At 45.4% G+C, this 26,788-nt stretch carries 24 protein-coding genes and 2 riboswitches; of the genes, 15 read left to right on the top strand and 9 right to left on the bottom strand.

Going from position 1 to position 26,788, the window contains the following annotated elements; genetic code table 11:
- Positions 1-141: 141 nt before the first annotated feature.
- Together AOT13_RS07900 and AOT13_RS07905 are read left to right on the top strand one after the other, a co-directional pair.
- Entirely contained in the window at positions 142-2,376 is a 2,235-nt protein-coding gene (locus AOT13_RS07900; protein WP_042384966.1) for a PAS domain-containing sensor histidine kinase, read from the top strand.
- Positions 2,351-2,845, top strand: a complete 495-nt coding sequence (locus AOT13_RS07905) for a methylated-DNA--[protein]-cysteine S-methyltransferase (RefSeq protein ID WP_003252165.1) — start codon at positions 2,351-2,353, stop codon at positions 2,843-2,845. Before AOT13_RS07900 ends, AOT13_RS07905 begins: the two co-directional genes overlap by 26 nt.
- A gap of 94 nt (positions 2,846-2,939) precedes the next feature.
- Here AOT13_RS07905 and AOT13_RS07910 read toward each other — a convergent pair whose 3' ends face one another.
- From AOT13_RS07910 to AOT13_RS07935, 6 genes are all read right to left on the bottom strand, one after another.
- On the bottom strand, positions 2,940-3,950 hold the full coding sequence (locus tag AOT13_RS07910; protein WP_003252164.1) for an ABC transporter permease: 1,011 nt from the start codon (positions 3,948-3,950) through the stop codon (positions 2,940-2,942).
- The gene (locus AOT13_RS07915) at positions 3,895-5,442 is read right to left on the bottom strand and encodes a sugar ABC transporter ATP-binding protein (protein WP_042384964.1); all 1,548 of its coding nucleotides are present in this window, start codon (positions 5,440-5,442) and stop codon (positions 3,895-3,897) included. Before AOT13_RS07915 ends, AOT13_RS07910 begins: the two co-directional genes overlap by 56 nt.
- Complete coding sequence (locus tag AOT13_RS07920) at positions 5,439-6,584, bottom strand: sugar ABC transporter substrate-binding protein (RefSeq protein WP_013877277.1); 1,146 nt, start codon at positions 6,582-6,584, stop codon at positions 5,439-5,441. Before AOT13_RS07920 ends, AOT13_RS07915 begins: the two co-directional genes overlap by 4 nt.
- Complete coding sequence (gene mtnA / locus AOT13_RS07925) at positions 6,571-7,641, bottom strand: S-methyl-5-thioribose-1-phosphate isomerase (protein ID WP_003252158.1); 1,071 nt, start codon at positions 7,639-7,641, stop codon at positions 6,571-6,573. The genes AOT13_RS07920 and mtnA overlap by 14 nt, the downstream gene beginning before the upstream one ends.
- A gap of 21 nt (positions 7,642-7,662) precedes the next feature.
- Entirely contained in the window at positions 7,663-8,865 is a 1,203-nt protein-coding gene (mtnK, locus tag AOT13_RS07930; protein WP_003252156.1) for an S-methyl-5-thioribose kinase, read from the bottom strand.
- Between the two features lie 80 nt (positions 8,866-8,945).
- Positions 8,946-9,109, bottom strand: a riboswitch (SAM riboswitch).
- Positions 9,110-9,179: 70 nt separating this feature from the next.
- Positions 9,180-10,019: a carbon-nitrogen family hydrolase gene (locus AOT13_RS07935; RefSeq protein WP_013401369.1), complete on the bottom strand. Its 840-nt coding sequence runs from the start codon at positions 10,017-10,019 to the stop codon at positions 9,180-9,182.
- 96 nt (positions 10,020-10,115) lie between these two features.
- On the opposite strand from AOT13_RS07935, the gene AOT13_RS07940 reads away from it, so the two are divergent.
- The 5 genes from AOT13_RS07940 to AOT13_RS07960 all read left to right on the top strand — a co-directional run bounded on the left by AOT13_RS07940 (position 10,116) and on the right by AOT13_RS07960 (position 14,685).
- Complete coding sequence (locus AOT13_RS07940) at positions 10,116-11,288, top strand: pyridoxal phosphate-dependent aminotransferase (protein ID WP_003252151.1); 1,173 nt, start codon at positions 10,116-10,118, stop codon at positions 11,286-11,288.
- A 110-nt stretch (positions 11,289-11,398) separates the two neighbouring features.
- A riboswitch (SAM riboswitch) is annotated at positions 11,399-11,507 on the top strand.
- A 65-nt stretch (positions 11,508-11,572) separates the two neighbouring features.
- Positions 11,573-12,814: a 2,3-diketo-5-methylthiopentyl-1-phosphate enolase gene (mtnW, locus tag AOT13_RS07945; RefSeq protein WP_042384962.1), complete on the top strand. Its 1,242-nt coding sequence runs from the start codon at positions 11,573-11,575 to the stop codon at positions 12,812-12,814.
- Complete coding sequence (gene mtnX, locus AOT13_RS07950; RefSeq protein WP_003252147.1) at positions 12,811-13,479, top strand: 2-hydroxy-3-keto-5-methylthiopentenyl-1-phosphate phosphatase; 669 nt, start codon at positions 12,811-12,813, stop codon at positions 13,477-13,479. Before mtnW ends, mtnX begins: the two co-directional genes overlap by 4 nt.
- Positions 13,476-14,105 carry a methylthioribulose 1-phosphate dehydratase gene (locus AOT13_RS07955; protein WP_003252145.1) on the top strand — a complete coding sequence of 210 codons (630 nt, stop codon included), beginning with the start codon at positions 13,476-13,478 and terminating at the stop codon, positions 14,103-14,105. Before mtnX ends, AOT13_RS07955 begins: the two co-directional genes overlap by 4 nt.
- A gap of 43 nt (positions 14,106-14,148) precedes the next feature.
- Positions 14,149-14,685, top strand: coding sequence for a 1,2-dihydroxy-3-keto-5-methylthiopentene dioxygenase (locus AOT13_RS07960; RefSeq protein WP_003252143.1), 537 nt, complete (start codon positions 14,149-14,151; stop codon positions 14,683-14,685).
- A gap of 109 nt (positions 14,686-14,794) precedes the next feature.
- On the opposite strand, the gene AOT13_RS07965 is transcribed toward AOT13_RS07960, so the two are convergent.
- A complete protein-coding gene (locus AOT13_RS07965; protein ID WP_003252141.1) occupies positions 14,795-15,526 on the bottom strand; it encodes a ZIP family metal transporter in 732 nt (243 codons plus the stop codon).
- Positions 15,527-15,859: 333 nt separating this feature from the next.
- Here AOT13_RS07965 and AOT13_RS07970 point away from each other — a divergent pair, with 333 nt between their 5' ends.
- A complete protein-coding gene (locus AOT13_RS07970; protein WP_003252140.1) occupies positions 15,860-16,306 on the top strand; it encodes a MarR family winged helix-turn-helix transcriptional regulator in 447 nt (148 codons plus the stop codon).
- 97 nt (positions 16,307-16,403) lie between these two features.
- Here AOT13_RS07970 and AOT13_RS07975 read toward each other — a convergent pair whose 3' ends face one another.
- On the bottom strand, positions 16,404-18,413 hold the full coding sequence (locus AOT13_RS07975) for a S9 family peptidase (RefSeq protein ID WP_003252137.1): 2,010 nt from the start codon (positions 18,411-18,413) through the stop codon (positions 16,404-16,406).
- Positions 18,414-18,525: 112 nt separating this feature from the next.
- A complete protein-coding gene (locus AOT13_RS07980) occupies positions 18,526-19,950 on the bottom strand; it encodes an amino acid permease (protein ID WP_003252135.1) in 1,425 nt (474 codons plus the stop codon).
- Between the two features lie 370 nt (positions 19,951-20,320).
- On the opposite strand from AOT13_RS07980, the gene AOT13_RS07985 reads away from it, so the two are divergent.
- The 7 genes from AOT13_RS07985 to AOT13_RS08010 all read left to right on the top strand — a co-directional run bounded on the left by AOT13_RS07985 (position 20,321) and on the right by AOT13_RS08010 (position 26,776).
- Positions 20,321-22,015 (top strand): M3 family oligoendopeptidase, encoded by a 1,695-nt coding sequence (locus tag AOT13_RS07985; RefSeq protein WP_003252132.1) that lies wholly within the window; start codon positions 20,321-20,323, stop codon positions 22,013-22,015.
- Between the two features lie 209 nt (positions 22,016-22,224).
- Positions 22,225-22,503 carry a GNAT family N-acetyltransferase gene (locus AOT13_RS20975; RefSeq protein WP_003252130.1) on the top strand — a complete coding sequence of 93 codons (279 nt, stop codon included), beginning with the start codon at positions 22,225-22,227 and terminating at the stop codon, positions 22,501-22,503.
- Positions 22,504-22,638 carry a hypothetical protein gene (locus tag AOT13_RS21215; RefSeq protein ID WP_255210116.1) on the top strand — a complete coding sequence of 45 codons (135 nt, stop codon included), beginning with the start codon at positions 22,504-22,506 and terminating at the stop codon, positions 22,636-22,638. It begins immediately after the preceding gene.
- Between the two features lie 125 nt (positions 22,639-22,763).
- Positions 22,764-23,492 (top strand): ABC transporter ATP-binding protein, encoded by a 729-nt coding sequence (locus AOT13_RS07995; RefSeq protein ID WP_003252128.1) that lies wholly within the window; start codon positions 22,764-22,766, stop codon positions 23,490-23,492.
- A complete protein-coding gene (locus AOT13_RS08000) occupies positions 23,489-24,517 on the top strand; it encodes an ABC transporter permease (RefSeq protein WP_003252126.1) in 1,029 nt (342 codons plus the stop codon). Before AOT13_RS07995 ends, AOT13_RS08000 begins: the two co-directional genes overlap by 4 nt.
- Before the next feature lie 13 nt (positions 24,518-24,530).
- The gene (locus tag AOT13_RS08005) at positions 24,531-25,229 is read left to right on the top strand and encodes a TetR/AcrR family transcriptional regulator (RefSeq protein WP_003252124.1); all 699 of its coding nucleotides are present in this window, start codon (positions 24,531-24,533) and stop codon (positions 25,227-25,229) included.
- A gap of 491 nt (positions 25,230-25,720) precedes the next feature.
- The gene (locus AOT13_RS08010; RefSeq protein ID WP_003252123.1) at positions 25,721-26,776 is read left to right on the top strand and encodes a zinc-dependent alcohol dehydrogenase family protein; all 1,056 of its coding nucleotides are present in this window, start codon (positions 25,721-25,723) and stop codon (positions 26,774-26,776) included.
- Positions 26,777-26,788: the final 12 nt, after the last annotated feature.

Here is a 26,788-nt window from a genome sequence, read left to right on the forward strand (position 1 = left end):
GGATAAAAAGAAAAGAAGAAAAACTTGTCGAACATTGGAAAAATTTATTTTCGTGGAATTTTTAGAATAATTAGAAGGAGTAAAATTTTTGGCAGAGAATATATAATAATTTGATATGGTTTGGAGAAGGAGTGATAAAACATGAGTAATAGCCTTTCTCCCCATGAAGAACAAAACTTGATGGTGGATGTTAAATTATTGGAAGAAGAAAACAGACGGTTAAAGGAGCAGTTAAATGGTTATTCCATTATTTTTGAGCGATCTTTAGATGCGATTGTCATTTTTAATAAAAGCGGCGAATTTGTTGACGTGAATGAAGCAGCATGCCAACTGTTTGAAATGGAAAAAAGGGAATTGATTGGGAAAAAAATGACGATGTTTCTTGACTTAGTCCCTCCGGATATTTTGATGTTTCAGCAATCGATGTTACATAAATTTGGCTCATTCAGCGATGAGCTGCTTGTCAAGTTAAGGAACGGAAAAGTAAAACATATTGAGTTTTCCATGAAAAAAGATGCGTTTAACGAATTCGATTTGGTCATTATGCGCGATATTTCCGCGCGCAAAGCGCTGGAGCGGGAGCGGATTATTCATGAGTTTCTCTTTAAAGATGTGTTTAACCGCGCGGTAGACGGCATTGTCATTTTCGATGAATTTGGCCGTTTTATTGATGTAAACCCTGCTTTTTGCATGAGTTTAAACTTAGAAAAAGCAAAGCTGTTAAACTTGTCCTTTCAGCAATTTATCGCTGAAGAATGCGTCGATGACTTTGTCCGCCTTCTTGCCGAATTGAAAGAAAAAGGAACGGCAAAAGGCGAGTTGTCGCTCGTCCGTTTTGACGGCACGGTAAAAATGTTTGAGCTTACTACGACATCCAACGTGTATAGCGGTTTTTACATGGCGATTATGCGGGATGTCACCGAGAGAAAAAACATGGAAATAAAGCTGCAAAAAAGCGAAGAGAGATTTCGCGCTATTTTTGAGCAAGCACATGAGGCGATTTTGATTTGGGATGACCGTGGATATATTTTAAACGCGAATCGCGCTGCAAGCCGGACGTTTGAACTGCCGCTTAATTTGCTTGTTCGGAAAAATTTGCTTGATTTCCTTGACAGAGACGATGAAAAAGTGCAGCGTGTATTTGCACAGTTTCGCAAAACGGGGGAAATCCGTGATGAATTAACGTTCCATATGCCAAACGGTGAAGATAAGCAGCTCGAGTTTACGATGAAGCAAGGGGCGATTGACGGATATCATTTGACCATTTTCCGCAATGTGACAGAACGAAGAAAAATGGAAAAAGAACTGCGCGAGAGCGAGCAAAAATTCCGCAGCATCTTTGACCATGCCATGAACGGAATCTTATTATGGGGAGAAGATTATCGCATTTTAGATGTGAACCCGATCGCCTGCGAATTTTTCCAAGCGGCAAAAGAACAGCTACTTCATCGCCCGATAACAGCGTTTATACCGGAAAAAGCGCGGAAACATTTCGATAAATTAATCCAACAATGCGATCGTTGCGGAGAAGCGTATGCCGAGATGGATTTTTCAAGTGGCGAGAAACAAAAAATTGTTGAGTTTGCCCTCAAAAAAGAAATTATCCCAGGTGTTGGAATGATTATGTTGCGCGACATTACCGAAAGGAAAGAGCTGGAGCTGCAGCTAAGAAAATCGGATACGCTGAATGTGGTGGGGGAACTTGCCGCAGGCATCGCCCATGAAATCCGCAACCCGATGACAGCGTTAAAAGGATTTATCCAATTATTGCAAGGAAGCATTAAAGAAGATTATTCTATGTATTTTAATGTGATTATGTCGGAACTGAAGCGGATCGAATCGATCATTACCGAATTTCTAGTTCTCGCGAAACCGCAAGCGATACAATACCAACAAAACGATGTGTGCAAAATTATGCAAGATACGATCGATTTAATCAGCGCTCAAGCGATGATGCATAATGTGCAAATTGTCGCTGATTTCGCGCTGCCTATTCCATGCATCTACTGCGAACCGAATCAATTGAAGCAAGTGTTTATTAATATATTGAAAAACGCGATTGAAGTGATGCCAAAAGGTGGAGAAGTGACGGTACGAATCGGCCGGCTTGATGACAGCCATATTCGCATTTCCATTACAGACCAAGGCTGCGGCATTCCGCAAGATAAAATCAAAAAGCTTGGCGAGCCGTTTTATACTACGAAAGAACGAGGCACTGGACTTGGATTGATGGTTAGTTATAAAATTATTGAAGAACATCAAGGGAAAATCGAGGTCGAAAGTGAAGTTGGAGTCGGCACGACGTTCCACATCACACTTCCGATTGAACGGATGGAGAGAGAGGGCGAAAATGAAACAGGAATACAACGTGTATAAATCAGAGCTGCTTGGCCCCATTTATATCGTATCCGACGGGGATGCGATCGTAAGCGTCCAACTTTTTGAGGAAGAGTGGCTGCGGCACTGCCAACAATATGAAATGATCAAAAGCAATTCTTCTTTATTAGAAAGCGCCGTACAACAGCTTGATGAATATTTTCACGGCAAGCGCCAAACATTTCACTTGCCGTTGAAATGGAAGGGAACGAAATTTCAAGAGCAAGTATGGCAGGCGCTTTGTGAAATTCCGTACGGGACGACGGTCAGTTATAGCGATATTGCCGAAAAAATCGGGCGTCCAAAAGCGGTGAGAGCGGTCGGACAGGCAAACCGGGCAAATGAGCTGGCCATTTTTGTTCCGTGCCACCGTGTGATAGGAAAAAATGGCTCGCTTACGGGATATGCTGGCAGCCGCATTGATGCCAAGGCACTGCTGCTTGAGCTTGAGCAAAGGTATAGTATATAAAAAACTAGAAGCAGTGGCCCGCTTCTAGTTTTTTGTGCGCATGAATATGGCACCATGGATTTTATTGTGCAACAGCAAACACAAACAAACATTTCTATTTTTTTTGCATATGCGATAATGCAAGTGCCCCGACTAAAATGGCCCCTTTAATAATGTCTTGCGCGTAATACGGGACATTCATCATCGTCAGCCCGTTAAGAAGAACCCCCATTAAAATCGAGCCAAACAGCGTACCGATGACGTTCGGCTTTCCGGCCCCAAATACGGAAAAGCCGATATAAGCGGCAGCGACGCCGTCCATTAAAAACGAGGCTCCGGCCGATACTTGTCCCGTCCCAATTCGGGAAGCAAGGACAATTCCGCCGAGCGCCGCAAAAAAGCCGCTGATGACGTACGCATATGTGCGATAGCGGTTGACAGGAATGCCCGAGAGCCGCGCTGCCTCTCGATTTTCCCCCGTCATATAAAACAATCTTCCCGGTTTGGTATATGTCAAAAATAAATGGGTGGCAATGACGACCACTAGCATTAATAAAACAGAAAACGGGATGCCCAATACTTCTCCTTGACCAATAAATAAAAAGGAAGGAATAAATTTGCCAGGCGCTGTTCCCCCGTCAGGAAGCGGCATGTCGTTGTAAATGGAAAATCCTTTCGTATACGTCAGCTGCACGCCGTTAATCGCGTACATCGTCGCCAGTGTTGCCAGTAAATCCGGCAATTTTAATTTCACAATTAATAACGAGTTTAATAATCCGACAGCGATTCCTAGCAACAGCGGGACAAGCAATGTCACAAGAATTTCTTGGCGGTATAATACGAGCGCCGCTGCGCTGGCGATCGTCGCCAGGCTGACGGTCGAACCGACGGATAAATCAAATCCATCGACAATCAGGGAAAACGTAATGCCAATCGCAACAAGTGTGACGATGGAAATAGACCGTAAAATATCGCTGAAATTTTCGTATGTGAAAAACCGGTCGAGAGTAATGCCAAAATAAGCAATAACAACGAGAATAGCCAGCAGTGTACCATGCTTATATAAAAATTCAAGAAGAGACGGCATTTGCTTTTTCTTGGCGATCGAAACGGACGGTTGCGCCATCTAAATCACCTCCGCTGCAGTAATAAATCAGTTGTTCGTATGTGATATCACGCGCGGAAACATGTTTGACAAGCTGACCGTCAACCATGATATAGATCGTGTCAGCGATATCGAGCAGTTCTTGAAATTCACTTGTTAAATATAAAACCGCTTTTCCTTCATCGGCGAGGGAGCGGATGATCGAAAATACTTCTTGTTTCGCGTTAACATCAATTCCTTTTGTCGGTTCGTCAAAGATGAACACGCGGGCATCGGTTTTTAACCATTTCCCGATAACGACTTTTTGCTGGTTGCCGCCGCTTAGCTGTTTAACAGCCGCTTGCGGAAAAGGCGGATGAATTTGTAATGCCTCCACTAACTGTTGCGCAGTTTGTGTTTCTTTCTTCCGCAACACCCATTGCCACTTTGTTAATGATGATAATAGCCGGACGGTAAGATTCGTGCGGACCGTTTCATCTAAGAAAAGCCCTTGTTTTCTCCGTTCTTCCGGAATAAGGCAAATTCCGGCCGCAATTGCTTCTTTTGGCGAGGAGAACGTATAGCGTTTTCCATCGATCCACCATTCTCCGGCCGTTTTTGTATGGGAAATGAGGCTTTCGGCGAGTTCGGTTTTCCCAGCTCCGACAAGCCCGGCAATGCCGGCGATTTCTCCTTTATGAATTTGCAAATCGACGGTTGTGTTTGTTTTCGCGATGTGCAGCTGCTTCACTTTAAAAAGAACGTCCTCGCTGTATGCGCGTGTTTCTTTTTGCACGGTTGTATAAGGGCGGCCAACCATATAGTGAATCATTTCTTCAAGTGAAAGGGCGGAAACATCGCCATGGTGAACGACGTTTCCGTCACGCAAAATGGTGACGCGGTCGCAGATTTCTTTTACCTCTTTCAGTTTGTGAGAAATATAAATGAACGAAACTCCTTGTGTTTTTAAATCGCTGATAATCGCAAACAGCCGCTTTGTTTCTGTTTCGCTGAGCGCGGCGGTCGGCTCATCTAAAATAATATATCGGGCTGATGAGGAAAGCACTTTTGCTAAAACGATAAGCTGTTTTTCATGCAAGGTGCATTCGCGGATAAGCTTGTTCGGCGAAATCGACAGGCCGACTCGGCGCAAAAGCTCTGCGGCCCGCTGTTTTTGCTGTTTCCATGAAAGAATCGGCTTTTGTTTTGTCGCTACGATCTCATCAGCGGCAATATTTTCATAGACGCTCAGCGATGGAAACAGGGCGGTATCAACTTCTTGGACAACTAAACCAATGCCTGCCTTTTTGGCATCAGCAGGCGAGGAAAACCGATATTCTTTTCCATCGATGGCAATCGTGCCATTATCAGGGGAAAGAACGCCGGCTAAAATCTTCATCAATGTGCTTTTTCCAGCGCCATTCATCCCTAAAAGGGCGTGAACTTCCCCTTGCCGGACATCGAAGTTCACGCCGTTTAATACGTTGACAGTGCCAAACGATTTATAAATATTGTTCATATAAAGGCCGTTCATTTGTTTTTCACCTGTGCTTCCAATGTTTTCATCCAAGGGGAAATGGCAACGTTGGATTGCCCCCAGCCGGAAATGTATTGATGAAGGTCTTTCATCGACACTTGTTGGTCAGGTAAATCGGATCGTTTGACTAAATGTGGTTCTAATGAATAAATGTTTGGCGTTTTTTCCCCAGCAATTTTTTGATAAGCAAAGCGGACTTGGACGCGCCCGACTTCCGCTGGATCTGTTGCTGTTGTGGCGACCCATGGGCTGTTTGGCTTTTGCATCATTTGCAAATCTTCATCGCTTAAATCGATGCCGTATACTTTTATTTCATTGCGCCCGGCTTGCTCGATCGCACGTGTTGCCCCTTTGGCAAATTCGTCCCAAGTCGCAAAGACCGCATCAATATCGCCTTTATTCGGAAATTTTTTCAAAATCGCTTCCATTTGCGTTTGTGTGTCTAAAGCAGTATTGGCGCTGGCCGTACCGAATTTTGCCACTTCTTTGATGTTCGGATAGCGTTTTTTAAACGCATCGTAAATCACATGGCGCCGTTCCATCGGTGTAAATCCGCCAACCCAAATGGTGACGATGTTTCCTTCACCATTTAAGTCTTCGGCCAACGTTTTTAACGTCTTCCAGGCAAGGCTATAGTCATCTTGGTCAATCACTGTTACGCCCGGGACATTTAAATCATTGTCGAATGCGACAACCGGAATGCCTTTGGCGACTGCTTTTTTCACCGGAGCTTCCAGCGCATCCGCGCGCCCGTGATCTAACAGAATCGCATCAACGTTTTGCGTAATTGCCGTTTCGACATAGGAAGCCATTTTCGTTAAGTCGTTATCCGCATTGTAAATTTGCACTTCACCGCCAAACTTTTGCACTTGTTCTTTAACGCCGGCGATATACTGAGAAGAAAATGTGCCGATCGACATTTGCATAATGGCGGCAATTTTTATCGGTTTCTTTAATTTTTCAGGAATATCTGCTTGTTCGGTTGTTGCTCCTGTTGTTTCGCTTGTTTTCTCAGATGCGCTGTTTTCTTGTTTGGCTGGTTTTGAACTGACGGCATCTTGTTCGTTCAAGCAGCCGCTAAGGATGACGAGAATGGAAAAAAGCAGTGCAAATAAATAGTGAAACCTAAATTGCTTCATGATGTTCCCCCTTTGCGAATAGTGCTGGCAGTTCTGTTTCATAATTGCCACGGATGATTCCTTTTTCCGTAATAATGGCGGTGATGAGATGGTGCGGCGTTACGTCGAACGCTGGATTATAAACGTTGACGCCTTCTGGAGCGATTCGCGTTCCGCCGATATGTGTCACTTCTTCAGGATTGCGTTCTTCAATCGGAATATCTTCCCCTGTTTTTGTCGCTAAATCGATCGTCGACAGCGGCGCAGCTACGTAAAATGGAATGCCGAACGCTTTGGCCAGCAAGGCAAGGCCAAACGTGCCGATTTTATTGGCGGTATCGCCGTTAGCGGCAATGCGGTCGGCGCCGACGATCACAGCGGTAATGTTTTTCGCTTTGATCGTCTGTGCCGCCATATTGTCGGTAATAAGCGTCACATCTATACCGGCCTGCATTAATTCCCATGTCGTCAATCTGGCCCCTTGCAGGACAGGACGTGTTTCCGACGCATAAACATGAAGATGGATTCCTTTTTCTTTTGCCAAATAAAACGGTGCGAGCGCAGTGCCATAGCGGGCGGTTGCGATCGAGCCGGCGTTGCAAATGGTCAAAATGCGGTCGCCGTTTTGAAATAAGGAAAGCGCGTGCTCTCCAATGCGCCGGCATATGTCTTCATCTTCAATTTGAATGCGGATCGCTTCATGGATGAGCGTCGTTTTTGCTTCATTAACAGAGAAAGCATGGGCGATGCTGGAAACGAGCCGGTCTAACGCCCAAAACAAGTTCACCGCTGTTGGCCGGGAGCTTGCCAAGTAGTCGCGGTCTTTTCGCACATGCTCTTTAAACGTTTCCAGTGATTCTGTTTCATATCGCTGTGCGGCAAGAGCGAGGCCGTAAGCAGCCGTAATGCCGATCGCAGGCGCGCCGCGCACCTTTAATGTGGCGATCGCTTCCCATACATCCTCGATGTCTTTTAACTGTAAATATTCCGTTACTAATGGTAGTTTTTGTTGGTTTAAGATGGTGATATGAGTATCGTTCCATTCAACAGAACGCGGAATTGCAAAAGGTTCTGCCATATCGTTCTTCCTTTCATGACATTAATTCGTTGTAGCTAGTGCTGCTTGCGCGAAAAGAGAACGAATCTCTTCTGTGGCCGACAATGTTTCACGTTGCAAAATGAGGCTTCTGCCAAGGCGAAGGGCATGGCGTTTTGCTTGCAAGCGCTCTTCTTTATCTTCAATGCCGTCAAGGTCGGCAACATGCGCCAAGCCAATCGTGCGGCGGATGACTTCACATCCAGCAAAGCCGATAGCATCGATAAACACATAGTGCAGCACTTCTTCCAATAATCCTTCCGTTTTAGCGTACGGCTCGACATTGTGGCTGTGCCAAAGATCGGAAAAGACGCTCACAAACACATTCCAAGTTTTGTCAATATGGGCGAATAGCGGTTCCTGTTGTTGCTCTGGGCGGGACAGAGCGTTTAATAGCAAGTTTGCAAAAAATTGCCCGATGTCAAAGCCGAATGGGCCGTAAAACGCAAACTCTGGATCAATGATTTTCGTTTCTTCATCGCTTGCAAAAATGCTGCCGGTATGCAAATCTCCATGGATGAGCGCATCTCCTTCGGTTAAAAACTTGTGTTTTAATTTGGCGACTTCCAAGTGGAGTTTATCATCGTCCCAAAGCGCTTTAACGTCATTGCGCAGCTCATCTTCAAAATTGTTCGTCTCATGATCAAAAAACGGATCGGTAAAGACAAGATCCTCGGTAATTTTGCATAATTCCGGATTCACAAAGCTTTGTGCCAATTGTTTTTTCTCTTGTTGATTCATGCCAAAGTCGGAAGTGTAAAATAACGTTTTGGCGATAAATTCTCCGATATGCTGTGACAGGAGCGGATACGTTTTTCCTTCAATCAATCCTTTGCGGGCGATTTGCAAATGGGACAAATCTTCCATCACAGTAATAGCTAAAGATTCATCGGAATAATATACTTTTGGCACATATTGTGGCACATAGCTCGCAAATGTGCGCAGCGCATTGCTTTCAATAACAGAGCGTTTCAATGTGAGCGGCCAGCTTTCACCGACTACTTTTGCGTACGGGAGCGCTTGTTTTATAATAATTCCTTTTTTTGTTTGCTGATCGACAACGCGAAAAACAAGATTTAAGTTGCCGTCGCCAATTTCGCGGCAGGCCAGCGGAGTTCCTTCCGGAAAAAGCCCAAGGCGGATTGCAAGCGCAATTGCTCCTTGTTCCGTTAATGGTTCATAAACCGTTGGATGAGAAACTGGCATAATATAAAACTCTCCCTTCATGTAAATTAAAAAGCCTCTTTCTGCGTAGAAAGAGGCTTGAAGATTCCATATCTTCGCACCTCTTATCTTTCAGAAAGAACGAGTCTTTCTGTTGGACTTAGCACCGTGCCCTGCGGAAGTAACGAACTTCCGGCGCCAAAACGTGCGCCCTATCTCACGATAGTATTACGGTCGGTTGCTGGGCTTCATTGGGCCAATTCCCTCAGCCAACTCTTGATAAGAGTATGCCGCAATATTCAGTTTGCAATTTTCGTTATGTTAGCAATTTTTGATGTTTTTACGTTTGATACGAATCATACATGGTTATGAAACGATTTGTCAACACTTTTTTGCAAATTTTTTTCGGCGGCGATGTAATCATCGATGCGCCGGTCTGCAAAAATCGGGATTTGTTTTCGCACTTCGTTTACTTTTGCAAGGTCGATTTGCGCCGTTAATGTACAAGGCTGCTCGCTTGCTTCTGCGACGATTTCCCCCCATGGATCAATCACCAGCGAATGACCGGCAAAGACGTTGTTTGGATCGCTTCCGGCGCGGTTGCACGCGATGACATAGCACTGATTTTCAATCGCGCGCGCTGCAAGCAGCGTGCGCCAATGGGAAAGGCGAGGAAGCGGCCATTCGGCGACGACAAATAACACTTCCGCCCCTTGGACCATATGGGCGCGAATCCATTCCGGAAAGCGGATGTCGTAACAAATGACGCCAGCGCATCGAGCATTTTCTAATGTGAACAATCCCATTTTTTCCCCTGATTGCAAGTAAAGATGCTCATTCATCAGCTGAAATAAATGGAGCTTGCTATATTCGCCAACGATGGCGCCGTTTCGGTCGGCAATGTACATTGTATTAGTGACGCCATTTGCTGTTTTTTTAGCAACAGACCCGGCAACGATATTGACATGATGTGTTTTCGCTAATTTCTGAATGAACGCTTTTGTACGTGTGCCGTCCTCATCGGCAATTTCATCAAGGCGGGTTAAATCATAACCGGTCGTCCATAATTCAGGAAGAACGATAATATCTGGACGATCTTTTGCAATTTTTTCTATCTCTTTTTCCACTCGCTGTTCGTTTTCTGCGGGATTGCCAAAGGCGATATCCAGCTGAAGACAAGCAATTTTCACCGTCATCGGCATTCACCTCGAAAAAATTTACTTTACATTTTGATTTTTACGATATATGATTTTTCACTAGAATTTCAAGAAATTTTTGAGAAGGTGTTTATGATGAAACAGTTTCCTCCATCCGAGTTATTGCAGAGCCTGCCAAAGCAGTTTTTTGCTTCGCTTGTCAATAAAGTGGCGAAAAAAATGGCGGAGGGGCATGATATCATCAATTTAGGGCAAGGCAACCCCGATCAGCCGACTCCTCCGCATATTGTTGCGGCGATGCAAAAGGCGGTGGCAAACCCGAAATATCACAAATATTCGCCGTTTCAAGGATATTCTTTTTTGAAGCGCGCGGTTGCTGCGTTTTATGAGCGCGAATACGGCGTTACTGTTGATCCGGAAAAAGAAGTGGCGATTTTGTTTGGCGGGAAGGCAGGGCTTGTCGAGATTCCGCAATGCCTGGTTAATCCGGGGGATATTGTGCTCGTGCCTGACCCGGGATATCCGGATTATTGGTCGGGGATCGCACTCGCACGTGCCAAAATGGCGATGATGCCGCTGCGCGCGGAAAACGAGTTTTTGCCTGATTATGAGGAAATTCCTGAAAATGTTGCGGAAAAAGCAAAAATAATGTTTTTGAACTATCCGAATAACCCGACTGGGGCGGTTGCTTCGCAGGAGTTTTTTGAAGAAACGGTGTCGTTTGCCGCTAAATACGGAATTTGTGTCGTCCATGATTTTGCTTACGGTGCGATTGGTTTTGACGGAAGAAAACCGGTTAGCTTTCTCCAAGCGGAGGGAGCAAAAGAAATTGGCGTGGAAATTTATACGTTCTCCAAAACATATAATATGGCGGGCTGGCGCGTGGCATTTGCCGTTGGAAATGAAAGCGTGATTGCGGCGATTAATTTATTGCAAGACCATTTATATGTGAGCTTGTTTGGCGCCATTCAAGAAGCGGCAGCGACCGCTCTTCTTTCCTCGCAACGTTGTGTCGAGGAGCTTGTCGCCTTGTATGAAGCGCGGCGCAATACGCTCATTGACGCGTTGCGGCAAATCGGCTGGGATGTCACTGCACCAAAAGGTTCGTTTTTTGCGTGGCTGCCAGTACCGCACGGCTGGACATCGGAACGTTTTTCCGATTATTTGCTGGAAAAAGCGCATGTCGTTGTCGCGCCGGGAATCGGATTTGGCGGGCATGGGGAAGGATATGTGCGCGCCGGATTATTGACAAGTGAAGCCCGTTTGCAAGAGGCGGCGGAACGGATCGCGAAGCTTGGCCTTTTTTAAAAATGGCAAAAAAAAAATGATTGACAACGAAAAAAAATGCTGTCATAATTCAAATTAAATTTACGAGCGCGAATAATTCGAAAGTTTGGAAAGTGAATAGGACACAGACATTCTTATCAAGAGCAGGCGGAGGGACAAGCCCAATGAAGCCCGGCAACCGGCTTAACCATGGTTAAGCACGGTGCTAATTCTTGCAGCGGAAACGCTGAGAGATAAGAAGAGTGTGAATAAATAAAAGCCTCTTCTTAAAGAGGCTTTTTTGATGGACGAAAAGAGGGATGACAATGAGTAAAGTGATTGCTACATATCTGATTCACGATGAAAAAGATATTGAAAAAAAAGCAGAAGGAATTGCGCTCGGCTTAACGGTCGGCACATGGACCGATTTGCCGCAGCTTGAACGCGAGCAATTGCGCAAACATAAAGGGGAAGTCGTCCATATACAAGTGCTGGAAGACAGTGAACGGGCAAATCGTTACTTTGGAAAACGGCTGAAGCGCGCGATCGTGCAAATCGCTTATCCAACGGCCAATTTCAGCGCTGATATTCCGGCGCTTTTGACAACCGTATTCGGCAAGTTGTCGTTGGACGGAGAAGTAAGATTGCTAGATATAACATTTTCTAATGAATGGAAAAAACAGTTTCCTGGCCCCCGGTTTGGCATCGATGGGATTCGCCAAAAAGTGGATGTATATGACCGCCCGCTTTTGATGAGCATTTTTAAAGGTGTGATCGGCCGCGATATCGCTTATTTAACTGAGCAGCTGAAGCAGCAGGCGCTTGGCGGGGTCGATCTTGTCAAAGATGATGAAATCTTGTTTGACAGTGATTTGCTGCCGTTTGAAAAGCGGATTACAGCGGGAAAAGCAGTGTTAAACGAAGTGTACGAGAAGACGGGGAAACGGACGTTATACGCGGTTAACTTGACCGGAAAAACGTTTGAGCTGAAAGAAAAAGCAAAACGCGCGGTGGAGCTGGGCGCTGACATATTGCTGTTCAACGTATTTGCCTATGGTTTAGATGTGCTCCAAGGATTGCGCGAAGATAAGGAGATTGCGATTCCGATCATGGCGCACCCGGCATTCAGCGGGGCCCTGACCCCATCGGAGTTTTACGGAATAAAAGCATCATTGCTGCTCGGAAAATTGCTGCGTCTTGCCGGAGCCGATTTTGTGCTTTTCCCGTCGCCGTACGGAAGCGTTGCCCTTGATAAAGAAGAGGCAATTGGTATTGCCGCGGCGCTGACGGATGAGAAAGAGCCGTTTAAACGGTCGTTTCCAGTCCCGTCGGCAGGCATTCATCCAGGGCTTGTGCCGTTATTGTTCCGCGATTTTGGCAGAGACAGCATTGTCAATGCGGGAGGCGGCATACACGGCCATCCAGACGGAGCGGAGGGCGGCGGCAAAGCGTTCCGCGCTGCGATCGCTGCTGTTCTCGCCGGCAAATCGCTTCACGAAGCGGCGCGCGAAAATGACGCATTGCGAAAAGCGATTGACTTATGGGGTGCAATAGAGGTGACATCATGATAAAACCGACAAAACCAATCATATTTTGTGATTTTGATGGGACGATAACAGACAATGACAACATTATCGCAATTATGAAACGGTTTGCGCCGCCGGAATGGGAAACGTTAAAAGATGATATATTATCGCAGCGCATTTCGGTCCAAGAAGGGGTTGGCGCGATGTTTTCCCTTCTGCCATCAAGTTGGAAAGAAGACATTACTGATTTCATTTTGCAAAACGCCCGCATCCGCGATGGTTTCCGCGAATTTGTCACGTTTACGAAGGAGCGCGGCATTCCGCTATATATCGTCAGCGGTGGCATCGACTTTTTTGTCTACCCGCTTTTAGAAGGGCTTGTTGAAAAAGAGCGCATCTTTTGCAATGGCTCTGATTTCAGTGGAGAAACCATCCGCATCACATGGCCGCATTCATGTGATGAACAGTGCCAAAACGGCTGCGGCTGCTGCAAGCCGTCGCTGCTGCGAAAATTAAGAAAGCCGGATTCTTTCCATATCGTCATTGGCGACTCGATCACCGATTTAGCGGTGGCGAAGCTGGCGGATCATGTGATCGCCCGCGATTTCCTGCTGCAAAAATGCCGAGAACTTGATATCCCGCATACGCCGTTTGCGACGTTTTTCGATGTCATTCATTTTCTGGAGACGATGGAGGTGAAAGCATGAGCTTGCTTGTTAAGAGATGGAAAGAGCTTGCCGAGGTCAAAGCGGAATTGGCAGCGCGCGATTGGTTTTTTGCCACAAGCGGCAACTTGTCCATTAAGGTCACCGATGATCCGCTCACTTTTTTAGTGACGGCAAGCGGCAAAGATAAGCGAAAGCAAACCGATGAAGATTTTTTGCTTGTCGATGCTTCCGGGAATCCGGTGGAAAAAACGCAGTTAAAGCCGTCCGCCGAAACGCTTTTGCATGCGGAAATTTATAGTAAAACGAATGCAGGCTGCAGCCTCCACGTCCATACGATCGACAATAATATCATTTCCGAATGGTATGGAGATGATGGAGAAGTTGTCTTTTCCCATCAAGAAATTATCAAAGCGTTTGGGATTTGGGAAGAAGATGCGGCCATCCGCATTCCGATTATTCGAAACTATGCGCATATTCCGACGCTTGCGCAAGAATTTGCCAAGCATGTTAACGGCGATGCTGGCGCGGTATTGATCCGCAACCATGGCATTACCGTATGGGGAAAAGACGCATTTGAAGCGAAAAAGTTTTTGGAAGCGTGGGAGTTTTTGTTTAGCTATCATGTGAAGCTGCTGCTTCTCAAGGGAGCAAAGGCATTTGCTTAACCTTTTTCCATATAAAATCATATTATTTAAGGAGGATGAAACAATGCCAGTTATTCGTTTTCATGAAACAAATGAAAGAATTACAGATTTTGCGGAAGTGGTAAAATTTTTGAATGAGCAAGGAGTTATTTACGAAAAGTGGGATATTAACAAACTTCCGGAACATTTGCGCGAAAAATATTTGCTTACTGATGAGGAGAAAAACGAAATTTTAGAAACGTACAAAGAAGAAATTGCTGATATTTCTGCGCGCCGCGGCTACAAAGCGCAAGACGTCATTTCTTTGTCGGAAGATACGCCGAATTTGGATCAGCTTTTGGAAAACTTTAAACGCGAACATCACCATACTGATGACGAAGTTCGCTTTATCGTAAGCGGCCACGGCGTTTTCGCCATTCAAGGAAAAGACGGGAAATTTTTCGATGTTGAATTGGAGCCGGGCGATCTGATTTCCGTTCCTGAAAAAACGCGTCACTATTTTACGCTGCAAGAAGACCGCCGCGTCGTTGCGATTCGCATTTTTGTTACGACAGAAGGATGGGTGCCAATTTACGAAAAAGAAGAAGTCAACGCTCAATAAATGACGATCCCCTCTTTTCCGCGAAGGAAAGAGGGGATTTTTATGTGGGCAACGGGATTCACAGTGAAGCGAACTTTTGGCTTGCCTGCCGAAAATTCGTGATGCCATATTAAAATGATTCTGCTAAAAAAATCATAAACAATATTCCGGCAATAAAGGAGTAGGTGGACGTACGCTCATTTCCATCCCCGTGGCTTTCGGGAATAAGCTCTTTATAAATGATGAACAACATCGCACCTGCAGCAAACGCCAAGCCGTATGGAACGAGCTGGCGAAAGATGGACGTTAAGTAAAACCCAAGCAGTGATGTCACGATTTCAACCGCCCCCGTAAGCGTAGCGATCATAAACGCTTTCCATCTCCCAATCTGTTGATGAATTAAAAAAAGGGCGACTAAAAACCCTTCCGGAGCGTTTTGCAATCCGATGGCCAGTGCGATCAAATTGCCCGTTTCCGCTGCGTTGGAAGCATAGCTGACCCCAACCGACAATCCTTCAGGAATGTTATGTAAAGTAATTGCCGCAATGATAAGCATCGCTTTTTCGTCAAACGCAATTCCTTTTTTCGTATGTTCTAAATCAATATGCGGAACAGTCATTTCCAAAATGGTCAGAATAAGGACGCCCAAAAATAACCCGACCGTTAAAGCGAAAAAACCGCCTGCCTGCAATGCTTCAGGAATTAAGCTCATCATGGAAGCTGCCATCATAATTCCAGCTGAAAATGCCAGCAATATGTCCCGCCAGCGGTGGGTGATCGATTTTGCCAAAAATAAAATCGGAACTGCACCCAATCCAGTTGATAATGCGGAAAGTATGCTGCCAATAAATACTTGTTCCATCCAATCCCCCTTTTTCTGTAGTTCTTACAATGCCTTAGCAATAAAAATAATTTATTCATACTATACTATAATATATAAACAACAATCGCAAATAGCGAGCATTCTCAATAGACCGCAGAGGCAGAGCGCCTGTTCAAAAAATATTGCACTGCATTTGCTATTTAAAGTATAATGCAAGTAAGATAGCGTAAGCAAAAATGGCGGGGCGCAAACATGTGCATCAACGTGACTGGATGTTGCGTCCTTTTCACTTTTATCCAATAGTTTTTCAAGCTTCATTTGCAAAGATGCTGACATGATGTTAATTCAACGAACAAAAGGGTTTGATTGTAGATGACAAGAGAGAAAGACATTGACCAATCATTAAAATTGTTTATCGTGTTATCAAGGGCATACCGGGCTGTCAACGATCAAGTGAACAAGTCGATTCAATCGTTTGGCGTGAATCCGACGGAGTTTGCCGTTTTAGAATTGCTTTATCATAAAGGTGACCAGCCGCTGCAGCAAATTGGCGAAAAAATTTTGCTCGCTAGCGGCAGCATTACGTACGTAGTGGACAAATTGGAACAAAAGGGGCTTATTGTGCGAAAAGCGTGCGAAAAAGACCGCCGCGTCACCTATGCTTCGATTACAGAAAAAGGGAAAAAATTCATTGAGGAAGTGTTTCCGCGGCATGCGCAAACGATTCATGAAACGGTCGCCGGGTTGACAGCCGAGGAAAAAGACAAAGCGATCGATTTGTTAAAAAAATTAGGATATGGCGCAAAGCAGAAATCATAAAGGGCTGGCAAAAACGATCATTCGTTTCTGCCAGCCCTTTATTCGTTGCGGTTGAAGAAAACGATGAAAGCAAACAGGTGATATTCTCTGTGCACACCTATAAGTATTTTTCAAACCAACCGACAATATGATTCAGCCGTTCGAGGCGGAGTGTCGGTGGACCGTTGCGGGACAGATCATGGTTTGCTTCTGGAAAGCGGACAAGTTTTGTTTCCCGCTTTAAATGTTTCAGGGAGATAAACAGCTGTTCAGCTTGTTCGATTGGACAGCGATAATCTTTTTCACTATGAAGAATTAATAACGGAGTCCGAATGTTTTTCACATATTTTAACGGAGAGTGGTGCCAAAGCCGCTCTGGATTTTCCCATACATTGCAACCGACTTCCCATTCCGTGAAGAAATAGCCGATGTCGCTAACTCCATAGAAGCTGAGCCAATTTGAAATAGACCGCTGCGTCACTGCTGCTTTAAATCGGTCCGTATGCCCAACGATCCAGTTTGTCATAAAGCCGCCATAGCTTCCGCCTGTAACGCCAAGGCGTGTTTCATCAATAAAATGAAAATGGGCAAGCGCATATTCGACACCGCTCATAATATCTTCATAATCCATTCCACCATAATCACCGCGTACGGCATTGACAAATGTTTGGCCATAGCCGTGGCTACCGCGCGGATTCGTAAACAGCACCGCATATCCTTTTGCCGCAAGCACTTGCATTTCATGGAAGAAAGTGAAGCCGTACATTGCATGCGGTCCGCCGTGAATCTCAACAACCATCGGCACTTTTTGCCCATCTTCAAGATGAAGAGGCTTCATCAGCCATCCCTGAATGTCCCAACCATCACGGGATGGATAGGAGAACGATTCAGGCTTAGAAAAGGAAAGCTCCTTTTCCAACTCCTCATTGGCATTGGTCAGCTTGTCGCGTCTTCCGTCGCGAAGAGAAACGGCATATAAGTCGCCAATATGGGTCGGATCGCTAATGGCTGCCACCGCCATATGATGATGAGGATGAATGGATAATCCATATAAATGGAAATCGCCGATAACGGAAGGGGTAATTGTTCCGTCTAGCGCTACATGATAGAGGTTGACTCGTCCTCGCTCGGAAGCAAGAAAATACAGGCCGTTTCCTTCTTTATTCCAAATGAGCCCGGGACTTGGGGCTCCAGAATGCATGTCCCCCACCATCGCGTCGCCGACATGCACATCCCAATTGGCGGTCAGCGCCCGTTTTTCTCCGCTGGGGATGTCGAAAGTCCAAACCCGGTTCAATGTGGCGCCTAAATACTCGAGTTCATGCCCAATCGCCGCGAGCATTTTTCCATCCGGAGACCAAGATAGCGAAGCGAAAAACCCGTTTCCATCTGTGATTTTTGTCGTTTTTCCGCTGTCAATGTCAAGAAGGAATATATCACGTGTAAATGTAAAATCCGGATCCTCGCTCCGGTTGGCGGCAAAAGCGACTGTTTGGCCATCAGGGGATATGGCAAATGAGATGATTTCGTCATCGCCGTTGGTTAATGCTTGCATTTCTCCCGTTTCCGCATCGATGCGGATGAGCACATCTTGTTTGTCATCGCGAAATCCAGCTGCATCGGATTTGTATTGCAAACGTTCTACAATAAGCGGTGTCAGCTTACGTTTTTCTTTCTCGTTTTTGTTTTTCTCCTCGTGTTCTTTAAGCGTTTCTTCCTTGCCGAGAGAAGTGAGAGCGATGAGAAAACGCCCATTTGGCGACCAGCACAGCTGGCGCACTCCGTTTTTTAAGAAGGTTAATTGGCGAGCTTCCCCGCCATCTGCCGGCAAGCGCCAAATTTGCGGTTTTCCGGATCGGTTAGAAAGAAATGCGATGGTTTTTCCATCCGGAGACCAGCGCGGAAAAGTGTCTTTGCTTTTTCCAAACGTCCATTGTTTCACGCTGCCATCTGCTAATGACAAGAGAAAAAGGTGGGAGCGATATTCCCGCTCGTGATCAATCGTTTTTTGTACAAAGATGACTTTCTTCCCATCTGGTGAAAACTGCGGGTCGCTCACAAAGTGGATGCGGAAAAGATCTTCGGCAGCGATGCCTCTCGTTGTTTTTTTCATATGATGTACAGTCATAAAATCCACTTCCTTCACAAAATGTTCTCGGCCATTATTTCGATATACGAATTATTTTTTCCTTCTTAAATATCAAAAACGAACGCTTGGCTCCCAAGCGTCCGTTTCTTAATTACGCCGATATTTTTTGTTTTTCCTCTGATTGCTGCGCTGCTTTTTTCACTTGCGGGTAGAAGATGATGCCGCTGAGGAGCAGCGCGACGCCCAGCATAAACGTTTTTATGTCCGCTGTCCCGGAGACGATGACCCAAATGGAATAGATTGTCGCAAGAACGGCGATCACCCCGTCGATGACGCGGGCGCGTAAAGCGCGTTTATACGTTTCGCCGGTAAGCGTCAGTTTCAATTGGAAAACAGAAGCGATAAAATATGGAACGAGATACGCCAATGTCGCGATGTAAATGACAAAGTCAAACGCTGCTGACATCGAATGGGAAATGGTCGAAAAAATAAAAATTTGCGCCAGCGCGTTGGAAAGCAATAAAGAAAAGCTTGGCACTTCTTTTTTGTTTTCTTTTAAAAACGCCCGCATAAACAGCCCTTGTTTTGCCGCTTGGTACGGCACTTCCGCGCTTAATAATACCCAGCCGAGCGTGGAGCCAAGCAAGCTGATCAATCCAAGCCCGGCAAGAATGTAGCCGCCGCTTGGCCCTAAAATCATGATAATCGCGTCGACGAGCGGTTTTTCTGATTGAATAAGCTCTTTTTGCGGCAATATGCCCATGACGAGCACGCTAATCCCGATATAAATCGCGAGAGCGATGAGCAAACCGAGAATGGTGGCGCGCTTTACGTCCGCTTGCTTCCGCGCCCGTGAAGCAAAAACAATCGCCGATTCTACGCCGATAAACGCCCATAATGTCGATACAGCCGCATTATTCACTTGGCCTAACAGTCCGATCGAATGTCCCGCGTCATCATAGCGAGGAGCGGCCAACGGGCCGATCGAGCTTTTTTCAAACGCAAATAAAGCAATGACAATAAATAAGAAAAATCCGAGCACTTTCGCTGCGGTAGCGGCAAAATTCAGCTTGCCTGCGTCTTCGATGCCGCGCAAAATGATGAAATGCATTCCCCAAAGCAGCGCTGTGCAAATGAGAAATGTCAACAAGTTTCCCAGCTTGATATCAAGGGAGCCGATGGCAAATAACGTTTGTTTGCTTGTTAAAACCGGGAAAAACGTCGATAAATAGCTGGTGAACGTCGTAATAATCGCGACATTGCCGGCAAAGTTGCCGATCCAATACCCCCATGAAGACATAAAGCCAGATAAAATCGCTGCGTTCGATCCTTTAGGAAATAGTTCTTTTGCATAAATTTGCGGTCCGCCGTTCAATTCCGGTTTGCGGATTGCCAAATTGCCGAAGACGAGCGCAGTCATTAATACACCGGCGCCCGTGAGCAGCCACGCCAAAATGACGCCAAGCGGGCTTGCCGCTTCCGCAAGCGAGCGCGGCAGCATAAAAATTCCCGATCCTACCATATTGCCAACGACAAGCGCCGTTAATAGCCATAATCCGAGTTTTTGCTGTTGCACTCTTAGTAGCTCCTTCCTGATGATGATTCATTATTTTCATCAAAAAAAATGCACCCAAAAACATGCAACGGGTGCACCGAAACATCCGCATTCAGCCCTCATTGATATCTGGCGATGATGGCGGTCCTGTGCCTGTTCACAGAAAGGCACAGTTTGCGGTTTTCATTGAAAACTCATGGACTTCTTTGTCCCGGTTGTTCGCCGAGCCTTATTTCCATTTATGTGAATGGGAAAGAAAAAATATTCAATTGGCGTCATTATTATACGTTTTTCGATAAAATTCGTCAACAATCTTTCCTCATTGAAAAAAAGGATTTTCTGTGCAAGAATGGAATACAAACTAAGATAAGGGAAAAAGGAAGGGATTGCATTGAAATTTTCCGAGTTCCGTTATGAACGACCAAATATCGAGAAGTTGAAAGCATCATTTCAACTGGCGCTGCAATCGTTTCAAAAGGCTGGCAATGCGGAAGAACAGAACGAGGTGATGAAAGAAATCAACCGGCTCCGCAACGATTTTAGCACGATGGAAAATATTTGTTATATTCGCCATACAATTGATACGAACAATGAATTTTATGAACAGGAACAAGAATTTTTTGATGAAGCTGAGCCGATTGTCAAAGGGCTTGTAAACGATTATTATCGGGCGCTCGTTTCCTCTCCGTTCCGCCCGCAGCTTGAAGAAAAATGGGGAAAACAGCTGTTTGCGCTTGCCGAGACGGAATTAAAAACGCATTCTCCGGAGGTTATCGAAGATTTACAACAAGAAAATAAGCTGACAAGCGAATATACGAAATTGGTTGCTTCAGCCAAAATTTTCTTTGAAGGAGAGGAACGGACGTTAGCGCAGCTGCAGCCGTTCGTCGAATCGCCGGACCGCGAGATGCGCAAGCGGGCGAGTGAGGCTCGTTCTGCATTTTTTCAAGAGCATGAAGAAAAATTGGATGAGATTTATGATCAGCTCGTGAAAGTGCGCACCACCATTGCGCGCAAGCTTGGATTTAAAAACTTCGTGGAACTTGGCTATGCCCGTTTAGGCAGAACGGATTATAACGCCGGGATGGTTGCGAAATTCCGCAAACAAATCGAAAAGCACATCGTTCCGATTGCCGTCAAGCTCCGCGAACGGCAGCGGAAACGCATCGGCGTCGAGAAGCTGAAATATTATGATGAAGCATTTGTGTTTCCAACAGGGAACCCAACGCCAAAAGGGGACGCAAACTGGATTATTGAAAACGGGAAAAAGATGTATGAAGAGCTGTCGCCGGAAACGGGCGAGTTTTTCCGGTATATGACCGAAAATGAATTGATGGACCTTATTGCGAAAAAAGGGAAAGCAAGCGGCGGCTATTGCACCTTTATCCCAAATTATAAAGCGCCGTTTATCTTCTCGAACTTCACTGGCACATCCGGAGATATCGATGTGCTTACGCATGAAGCGGGGCACGCGTTTCAAGTTTACGAAAGCCGCCATTACGAAATTCCGGAATATAACTGGCCGACTTTGGAGGCGTGCGAAATCCATTCGATGAGCATGGAGTTTTTTGCATGGCCGTGGATGAAGTTATTCTTTCAAGAAGATGAAGAAAAATATAAGTTTTATCATTTAAGTGATGCTTTGTTGTTTTTGCCATATGGCGTAGCGGTGGACGAATTTCAGCATTTCGTATACGAAAATCCGGATGCGACGCCGGCGGAACGGAAACAAGCATGGCGGGCAATTGAACGAAAATATATGCCGACAAGAGACTATGACGGCAACGATTATTTAGAACGCGGCGGCTTTTGGCAGCGGCAAAGCCATATCTACACGACGGCGTTTTATTATATTGACTATACATTGGCGCAAATCTGTGCATTCCAGTTTTGGAAACGTTCGCGTGAAAACTACGAAGAGGCGTGGAATGATTATTTGAGATTATGCCGTCAAGGCGGAAGCAAGCCGTTTACCGAATTAGTCCGCACCGCTAACCTTATTTCTCCGTTTCAAGACGGCTGCGTCCAAGCGGTAGCCGGCGAAATGGAACGGTGGCTGAATAGCGTCGATGACAGCCAACTTTAACAATGCTCTTTCCCGTCTCTCCCGGATTGCTTTTCGCAACATATTATTGAGTCCGCAAGCTGTCGCCGTTCATACAGCTTAATCGAAGGACATGCATTATCGCATGAATGAGGTGGAAAATGATGAACATTCGGAAAGCAATGATGGAGGGTGCCAAAGCCATTACGGCCATTTATGTGGAAGGATGAAAAACGACGCACGAAGGAATTGTGCCTGCGGAGTATTTGGCACAATTAAACGCAAGCGAAAAAGAACAGCTTTGGCAGTGTGGATTGCAGCAGCTGAAGCATTCTATTTTGTCGCGGAGAACAACGGCAAAGTATGCGGGTTTATTTCCGGAGGCAAAAACCGCGCTACACACGGGAAAGAAGCGGATATACGCCACCTGTTTATTGAAAGAAGCACAGAAAAAAGGATACGGAACAAAGCTCGTCAAAGCGCTAGTCGGTGAGTTCCAACGCGAAGGGATTCGTTCGCTGACCGTGTAAGTGCTTGCTGATAATCCGTCACGCCGCTTTTACGAGCGGCTTGGCGGCATGAACGCTGAACGGGTCGCGGATATCGGCGGGAAAAAGCTGCCGGAATGGCGCTACGGGTGGAAAAACGTCGCCTCTTTCGCATAAATAAGCTGCCTAAGTACAAGGCAGCTTAAAAAAATTGTTTAGTAAGTGATTACTCACTTTAAGATAAAATCAATATCGTGTAAAATATAAGTGAGTAATCACTCACTATAGAAGGAGGAAAGTTCATGCCAGAGAAGCCGTGTATTTGTCTTGAACATGTGTCAAAACGGTTTGGGAAAAAAACGGTTGTTGAAGATGTGTCGCTTGACGTACACAAAGGAGAAATTTTCGGATTGCTCGGGCCTTCTGGGGCGGGGAAGACGACGATTGTCAAAATGATCGCTGGCATTGACGAAGCTACGAGTGGAACGATTCATGTATTAAATCAAAAAATGCCTGACTTACAGGTGATGCAGCGCATTGGTTTTATGGCGCAGTCTGACGCCTTATACGGGGAATTAACGGCATTGGAGAACATGCAATTTTTCGCTTCGATCTATGGGTTAAAAGGAAAAAAGCAAAAAGAACGCATTTATGACGTGATGAATCTTGTCAATCTGACAGATCATATCAAAAAGCCTGTCCATCAATATTCTGGAGGGATGAAACGGCGGTTGTCGCTGGCGATAGCTTTGCTACATGAACCGGAAGTATTGCTTTTAGATGAGCCGACGGTTGGCATTGATCCTGTGCTTCGCCAGGCCATTTGGGAGGAGCTGGAGAGAATCCGCCAAAATGGAACGACGATTGTCGTAACGACCCATGTCATGGATGAAGCGGAAAAATGCCAGCGCCTCGCCATGATCCGCGATGGCCGCCTCATCGCGGTCGGCAGTCCGGAAAAGTTAAAGACAGAGACAAATTCCGAAACGATCGAGCAAGCCTTTTTATATTTTGGAGGTGCAAGAGGATGAGAGTCCGCGCCATCGTCATTCGCATCATCCGCCAGTTTTTCCGCGATAAACGCACCCTTGCGTTAATGATTGTGGCTCCGATGTTTGTGCTGTTTTTGATGAACCTTGTGTTTAATGGCGAGGAATATAAACCAACGATTGCCGTTAGTCCAAAAACGCCAGAAGTTGTGGCGGAGAAGTTAGAAAAATACGACGCTGATGTCAAAAAACTTACGGAAGCAACGGCTCGCAAGCAGTTAGAAAAACAACAAATTGACGCGTTCATAAAAATGGATGAAGGAATTCCGAAAATTACGTTAGAAGGAAGCGATCCGACGGTAAATAAAGCGGTGCTGATGACGGTGCAAAAAGCGCTTCAAGAATTAGCCCCGCCAGCGCAATCGTTGCAATGGAAAACAACGTACTTGCATGGTTCAGAAGACATGGCGCTATTTGATAATTTCGGTCCTGTGTTAATCGGCTTTTTCGTTTTCTTTTTCGTTTTTTTAATCGCTGGCGTTTCGTTCCTGCGCGAGCGTACAAGCGGAACGCTCGAACGCTTGCTTTCGACGCCGCTTAAGCGCTGGGAAATTGTGGCTGGCTACATTATAGGATTTGGATTATTTACAACATTGCAGGCGAGTTTAATTGCTTGGTTTGCTATTGATATTCTTGACATGATGATGGAAGGTTCTTTCGTATACGTGCTGTTGATAACATTCTTATTGGCGATGACTGCTTTAACGTTAGGGATGTTGCTGTCTGCTTTTGCGAATAATGAACTGCAAATGATGCAGTTTATCCCGCTCGTTGTCGTCCCGCAAGTGTTCTTTTCCGGCTTGTTTAATTTAGATACGATGGAGGAATGGCTCCGGTCTTTAAGCGTGGTCATGCCGCTGACGTACGGAGCGGATGCGCTGCGGGAAATTATGGTTCGCGGCAATGGCTGGAATGAAATTGCCAAAGACGTATATGTTTTACTTGGTTTTGCTATATTGTTTATGATATTAAATGTAGTGGCATTAAAAAAATATCGAAAATTGTAAGGAGCATAAGGTAATGAATGAACAGCAATGGCTGAAAGAATTGTTGCAGCGAAACGGGGAAGATGTGAAGCTTAGTGAAAAGCAAATCAAAATTTTGCAAGCGGCGATTGAAATGTTTGCCGAAAAAGGCTATGCCGCCACTTCGACAAGCGAAATCGCCAAGAAAGCAGGTGTGGCCGAAGGAACGATTTTCCGCCACTATAAAACAAAAAAGGATTTGCTTTTGGCGATTGTCACTCCGACGCTGTTTAAATCCGTCGCCCCATTTTTGGCGAAAGAATTTGTCAAAGAAGTGTTTGAAAGCCAGTATCAAAGCTATGAAGACTTCATTCGCGCTCTTTTGAAAAACCGTTATCAATTTTTGAAAAAGTACTTGCCGGCCGTCCGGGTGTTCTGGCAGGAAATCGCGTTTCATCCGGAAATTAAAGAGCAGGTTCAGCACGTTTTTACGACGCACATCTACCAGAAATTTAAGCGAATCGTCGAGCATTTTCAAGAAAAAGGAGAATTGGCCGCCATTCCCGCTGATTCGGTCATCCGCATGACGATCACGGCAATTGCCGGATTTTTACTGGCGCGGTTTATTATGTTGCCAGATTACGACTGGGACGATGAAGCGGAAATGGAACGGACAATCCAGTTTTTAATGCATGGCCTTGCCAAAAAGCTGGCTGATTCGCATGAAAATTCCATCGCCGATACCAAGGGCTGAATTTCCACTATCAGCGCCTATAGCAGCTTAGCGGTCTTTGGATGTTGGCGTTATATCATTGCTGGTATTTTAGCCAGCTCTATTATGTTTTTAACCGGCTTGCACAATAACCATGATTTTTAGGATAGTAGCAGGAGGGATTGCCGCATTTTTCGGCAATCGCATCCTGCTATTAATTTTCGCTGATTCTTTGTGGCTTGCAGCAGCAAGGTTGGCATTATGATCGTAATACCATATAGATTTTTGACGACTGTTGATTGAAACGGTTTTTTATTTATTCTTGACTCAATCTTGCCTCCACACTGGGAATGGCAATAAAGTTTTTAAAGCGCTACATTCCATTCAATACCATTTATCTTTTTAACTTGCGTAACTAGCTTTCGAGAAACCAAAAATGTTGTAACTAATTAACTATATAATTATTTTTGTTAAAATAATGAATATTAATAATATTGTTAATAATACGTTTTTTAAAATAAGGGGGAGAGGCAATGAAAACTGCGAAAATTGTTCAGCACAAAAGACCGTTGGAAATTTTAAATGTCCCGGATCCTCAACCAGGTCCGGAAGATGCGGTAATTAAAATCGAAGCTTGCGGAGTTTGCCGAAGCGACTGGCATGCGTGGCAAGGGGATTGGGCGTGGATTGGTTTGTCCCCGGAATTGCCGATAACACCTGGACATGAATTTGGGGGTGTCATCGAAGAAGTTGGCAAAGAGGTGAAGTCGTTCCGTCCGGGAGATCGTGTCACCGTCCCGTTCCATTCCGCTTGCGGGCGATGTGAATATTGCAAAAAAGGTGTGCCGAATTTATGCGAAAACCTGCAAATTTATGGCTTGGTTTCTGGATTGGAAGGCGGTTATGCGGAATATGTATTAGTTCGCAATGCCGATTTTAACTTGATCAGACTCCCTGAAAATGTTGACAGTTTAACAGCAGCTGCTTTAGGCTGCCGTTACATGACGGGATATCACGGTATTGTCAGAGGACATGTCAAGCCTGGTGATTGGGTGGCTGTGCATGGAGCTGGCGGTGTAGGTCTTTCTGCTATTCAGGTGGCCAATGCATTAGGAGCGCAAGTGATAGCCGTTGATATTGATGATCAAAAGCTTGAAATCGCAAAACAGGAAGGCGCTATTGCGGCCGTCAATGCTAGAAAAGAAAACGTTGTCGAAGCAATAAAGGAAATCACAAAAGGGGGCGCACATGTCGGACTGGATGCTTTAGGCATCAAAGATACCGTTCTTAATTCGGTTCTATCCTTAAGAAAAGGAGGAAGACATGTTCAAGTGGGTTTAACCACATCAGAAGAAGGAGGTTTTGTCTCGCTCCCTGTTGACCTGATTACAGCATCGGAAATTGAGTTTGTTGGAAGCATCGGCAATCCTCATCCTGACTATCGCGGTTTGCTGAGCTTGATTTCTTCCGGGCGGTTGAATCCGAAGCGCTTAGTTGAACGTGAAATCAAATTGGAAGAGGTAAACGCTGTATTTGAAAATATGTCACAATATAATACGAAAGGGTTTAACGTAATCACTAAATTTTAATGGACCAATCAA

The organism is Parageobacillus thermoglucosidasius (genome assembly GCF_001295365.1).
GTDB classification, from domain to species: domain Bacteria; phylum Bacillota; class Bacilli; order Bacillales; family Anoxybacillaceae; genus Parageobacillus; species Parageobacillus thermoglucosidasius.

Excerpts from the sequence above, each read along its gene's own strand:
- AOT13_RS07935 (WP_013401369.1), bottom strand. The coding sequence starts at position 10,019 with ATGACGGTGAAAATTGCTTGTCTTCAGCTGGATATCGCCTTTGGCAAT.
- AOT13_RS07955 (WP_003252145.1), top strand. The coding sequence starts at position 13,476 with ATGAGCTTGCTTGTTAAGAGATGGAAAGAGCTTGCCGAGGTCAAAGCG.
- mtnW (WP_042384962.1), top strand. The coding sequence starts at position 11,573 with ATGAGTAAAGTGATTGCTACATATCTGATTCACGATGAAAAAGATATT.
- AOT13_RS07905 (WP_003252165.1), top strand. The coding sequence starts at position 2,351 with ATGAAACAGGAATACAACGTGTATAAATCAGAGCTGCTTGGCCCCATT.
- AOT13_RS08005 (WP_003252124.1), top strand. The coding sequence starts at position 24,531 with ATGAATGAACAGCAATGGCTGAAAGAATTGTTGCAGCGAAACGGGGAA.
- AOT13_RS08010 (WP_003252123.1), top strand. The coding sequence starts at position 25,721 with ATGAAAACTGCGAAAATTGTTCAGCACAAAAGACCGTTGGAAATTTTA.
- AOT13_RS07960 (WP_003252143.1), top strand. The coding sequence starts at position 14,149 with ATGCCAGTTATTCGTTTTCATGAAACAAATGAAAGAATTACAGATTTT.
- mtnK (WP_003252156.1), bottom strand. The coding sequence starts at position 8,865 with ATGCCAGTTTCTCATCCAACGGTTTATGAACCATTAACGGAACAAGGA.
- AOT13_RS07915 (WP_042384964.1), bottom strand. The coding sequence starts at position 5,442 with ATGAACGGCCTTTATATGAACAATATTTATAAATCGTTTGGCACTGTC.
- mtnX (WP_003252147.1), top strand. The coding sequence starts at position 12,811 with ATGATAAAACCGACAAAACCAATCATATTTTGTGATTTTGATGGGACG.
- AOT13_RS07970 (WP_003252140.1), top strand. The coding sequence starts at position 15,860 with ATGACAAGAGAGAAAGACATTGACCAATCATTAAAATTGTTTATCGTG.
- AOT13_RS08000 (WP_003252126.1), top strand. The coding sequence starts at position 23,489 with ATGAGAGTCCGCGCCATCGTCATTCGCATCATCCGCCAGTTTTTCCGC.
- AOT13_RS07995 (WP_003252128.1), top strand. The coding sequence starts at position 22,764 with ATGCCAGAGAAGCCGTGTATTTGTCTTGAACATGTGTCAAAACGGTTT.
- AOT13_RS07965 (WP_003252141.1), bottom strand. The coding sequence starts at position 15,526 with ATGGAACAAGTATTTATTGGCAGCATACTTTCCGCATTATCAACTGGA.
- AOT13_RS07920 (WP_013877277.1), bottom strand. The coding sequence starts at position 6,584 with ATGAAGCAATTTAGGTTTCACTATTTATTTGCACTGCTTTTTTCCATT.
- AOT13_RS07910 (WP_003252164.1), bottom strand. The coding sequence starts at position 3,950 with ATGGCGCAACCGTCCGTTTCGATCGCCAAGAAAAAGCAAATGCCGTCT.
- AOT13_RS07940 (WP_003252151.1), top strand. The coding sequence starts at position 10,116 with ATGAAACAGTTTCCTCCATCCGAGTTATTGCAGAGCCTGCCAAAGCAG.
- AOT13_RS07900 (WP_042384966.1), top strand. The coding sequence starts at position 142 with ATGAGTAATAGCCTTTCTCCCCATGAAGAACAAAACTTGATGGTGGAT.
- AOT13_RS07975 (WP_003252137.1), bottom strand. The coding sequence starts at position 18,413 with ATGACTGTACATCATATGAAAAAAACAACGAGAGGCATCGCTGCCGAA.
- mtnA (WP_003252158.1), bottom strand. The coding sequence starts at position 7,641 with ATGGCAGAACCTTTTGCAATTCCGCGTTCTGTTGAATGGAACGATACT.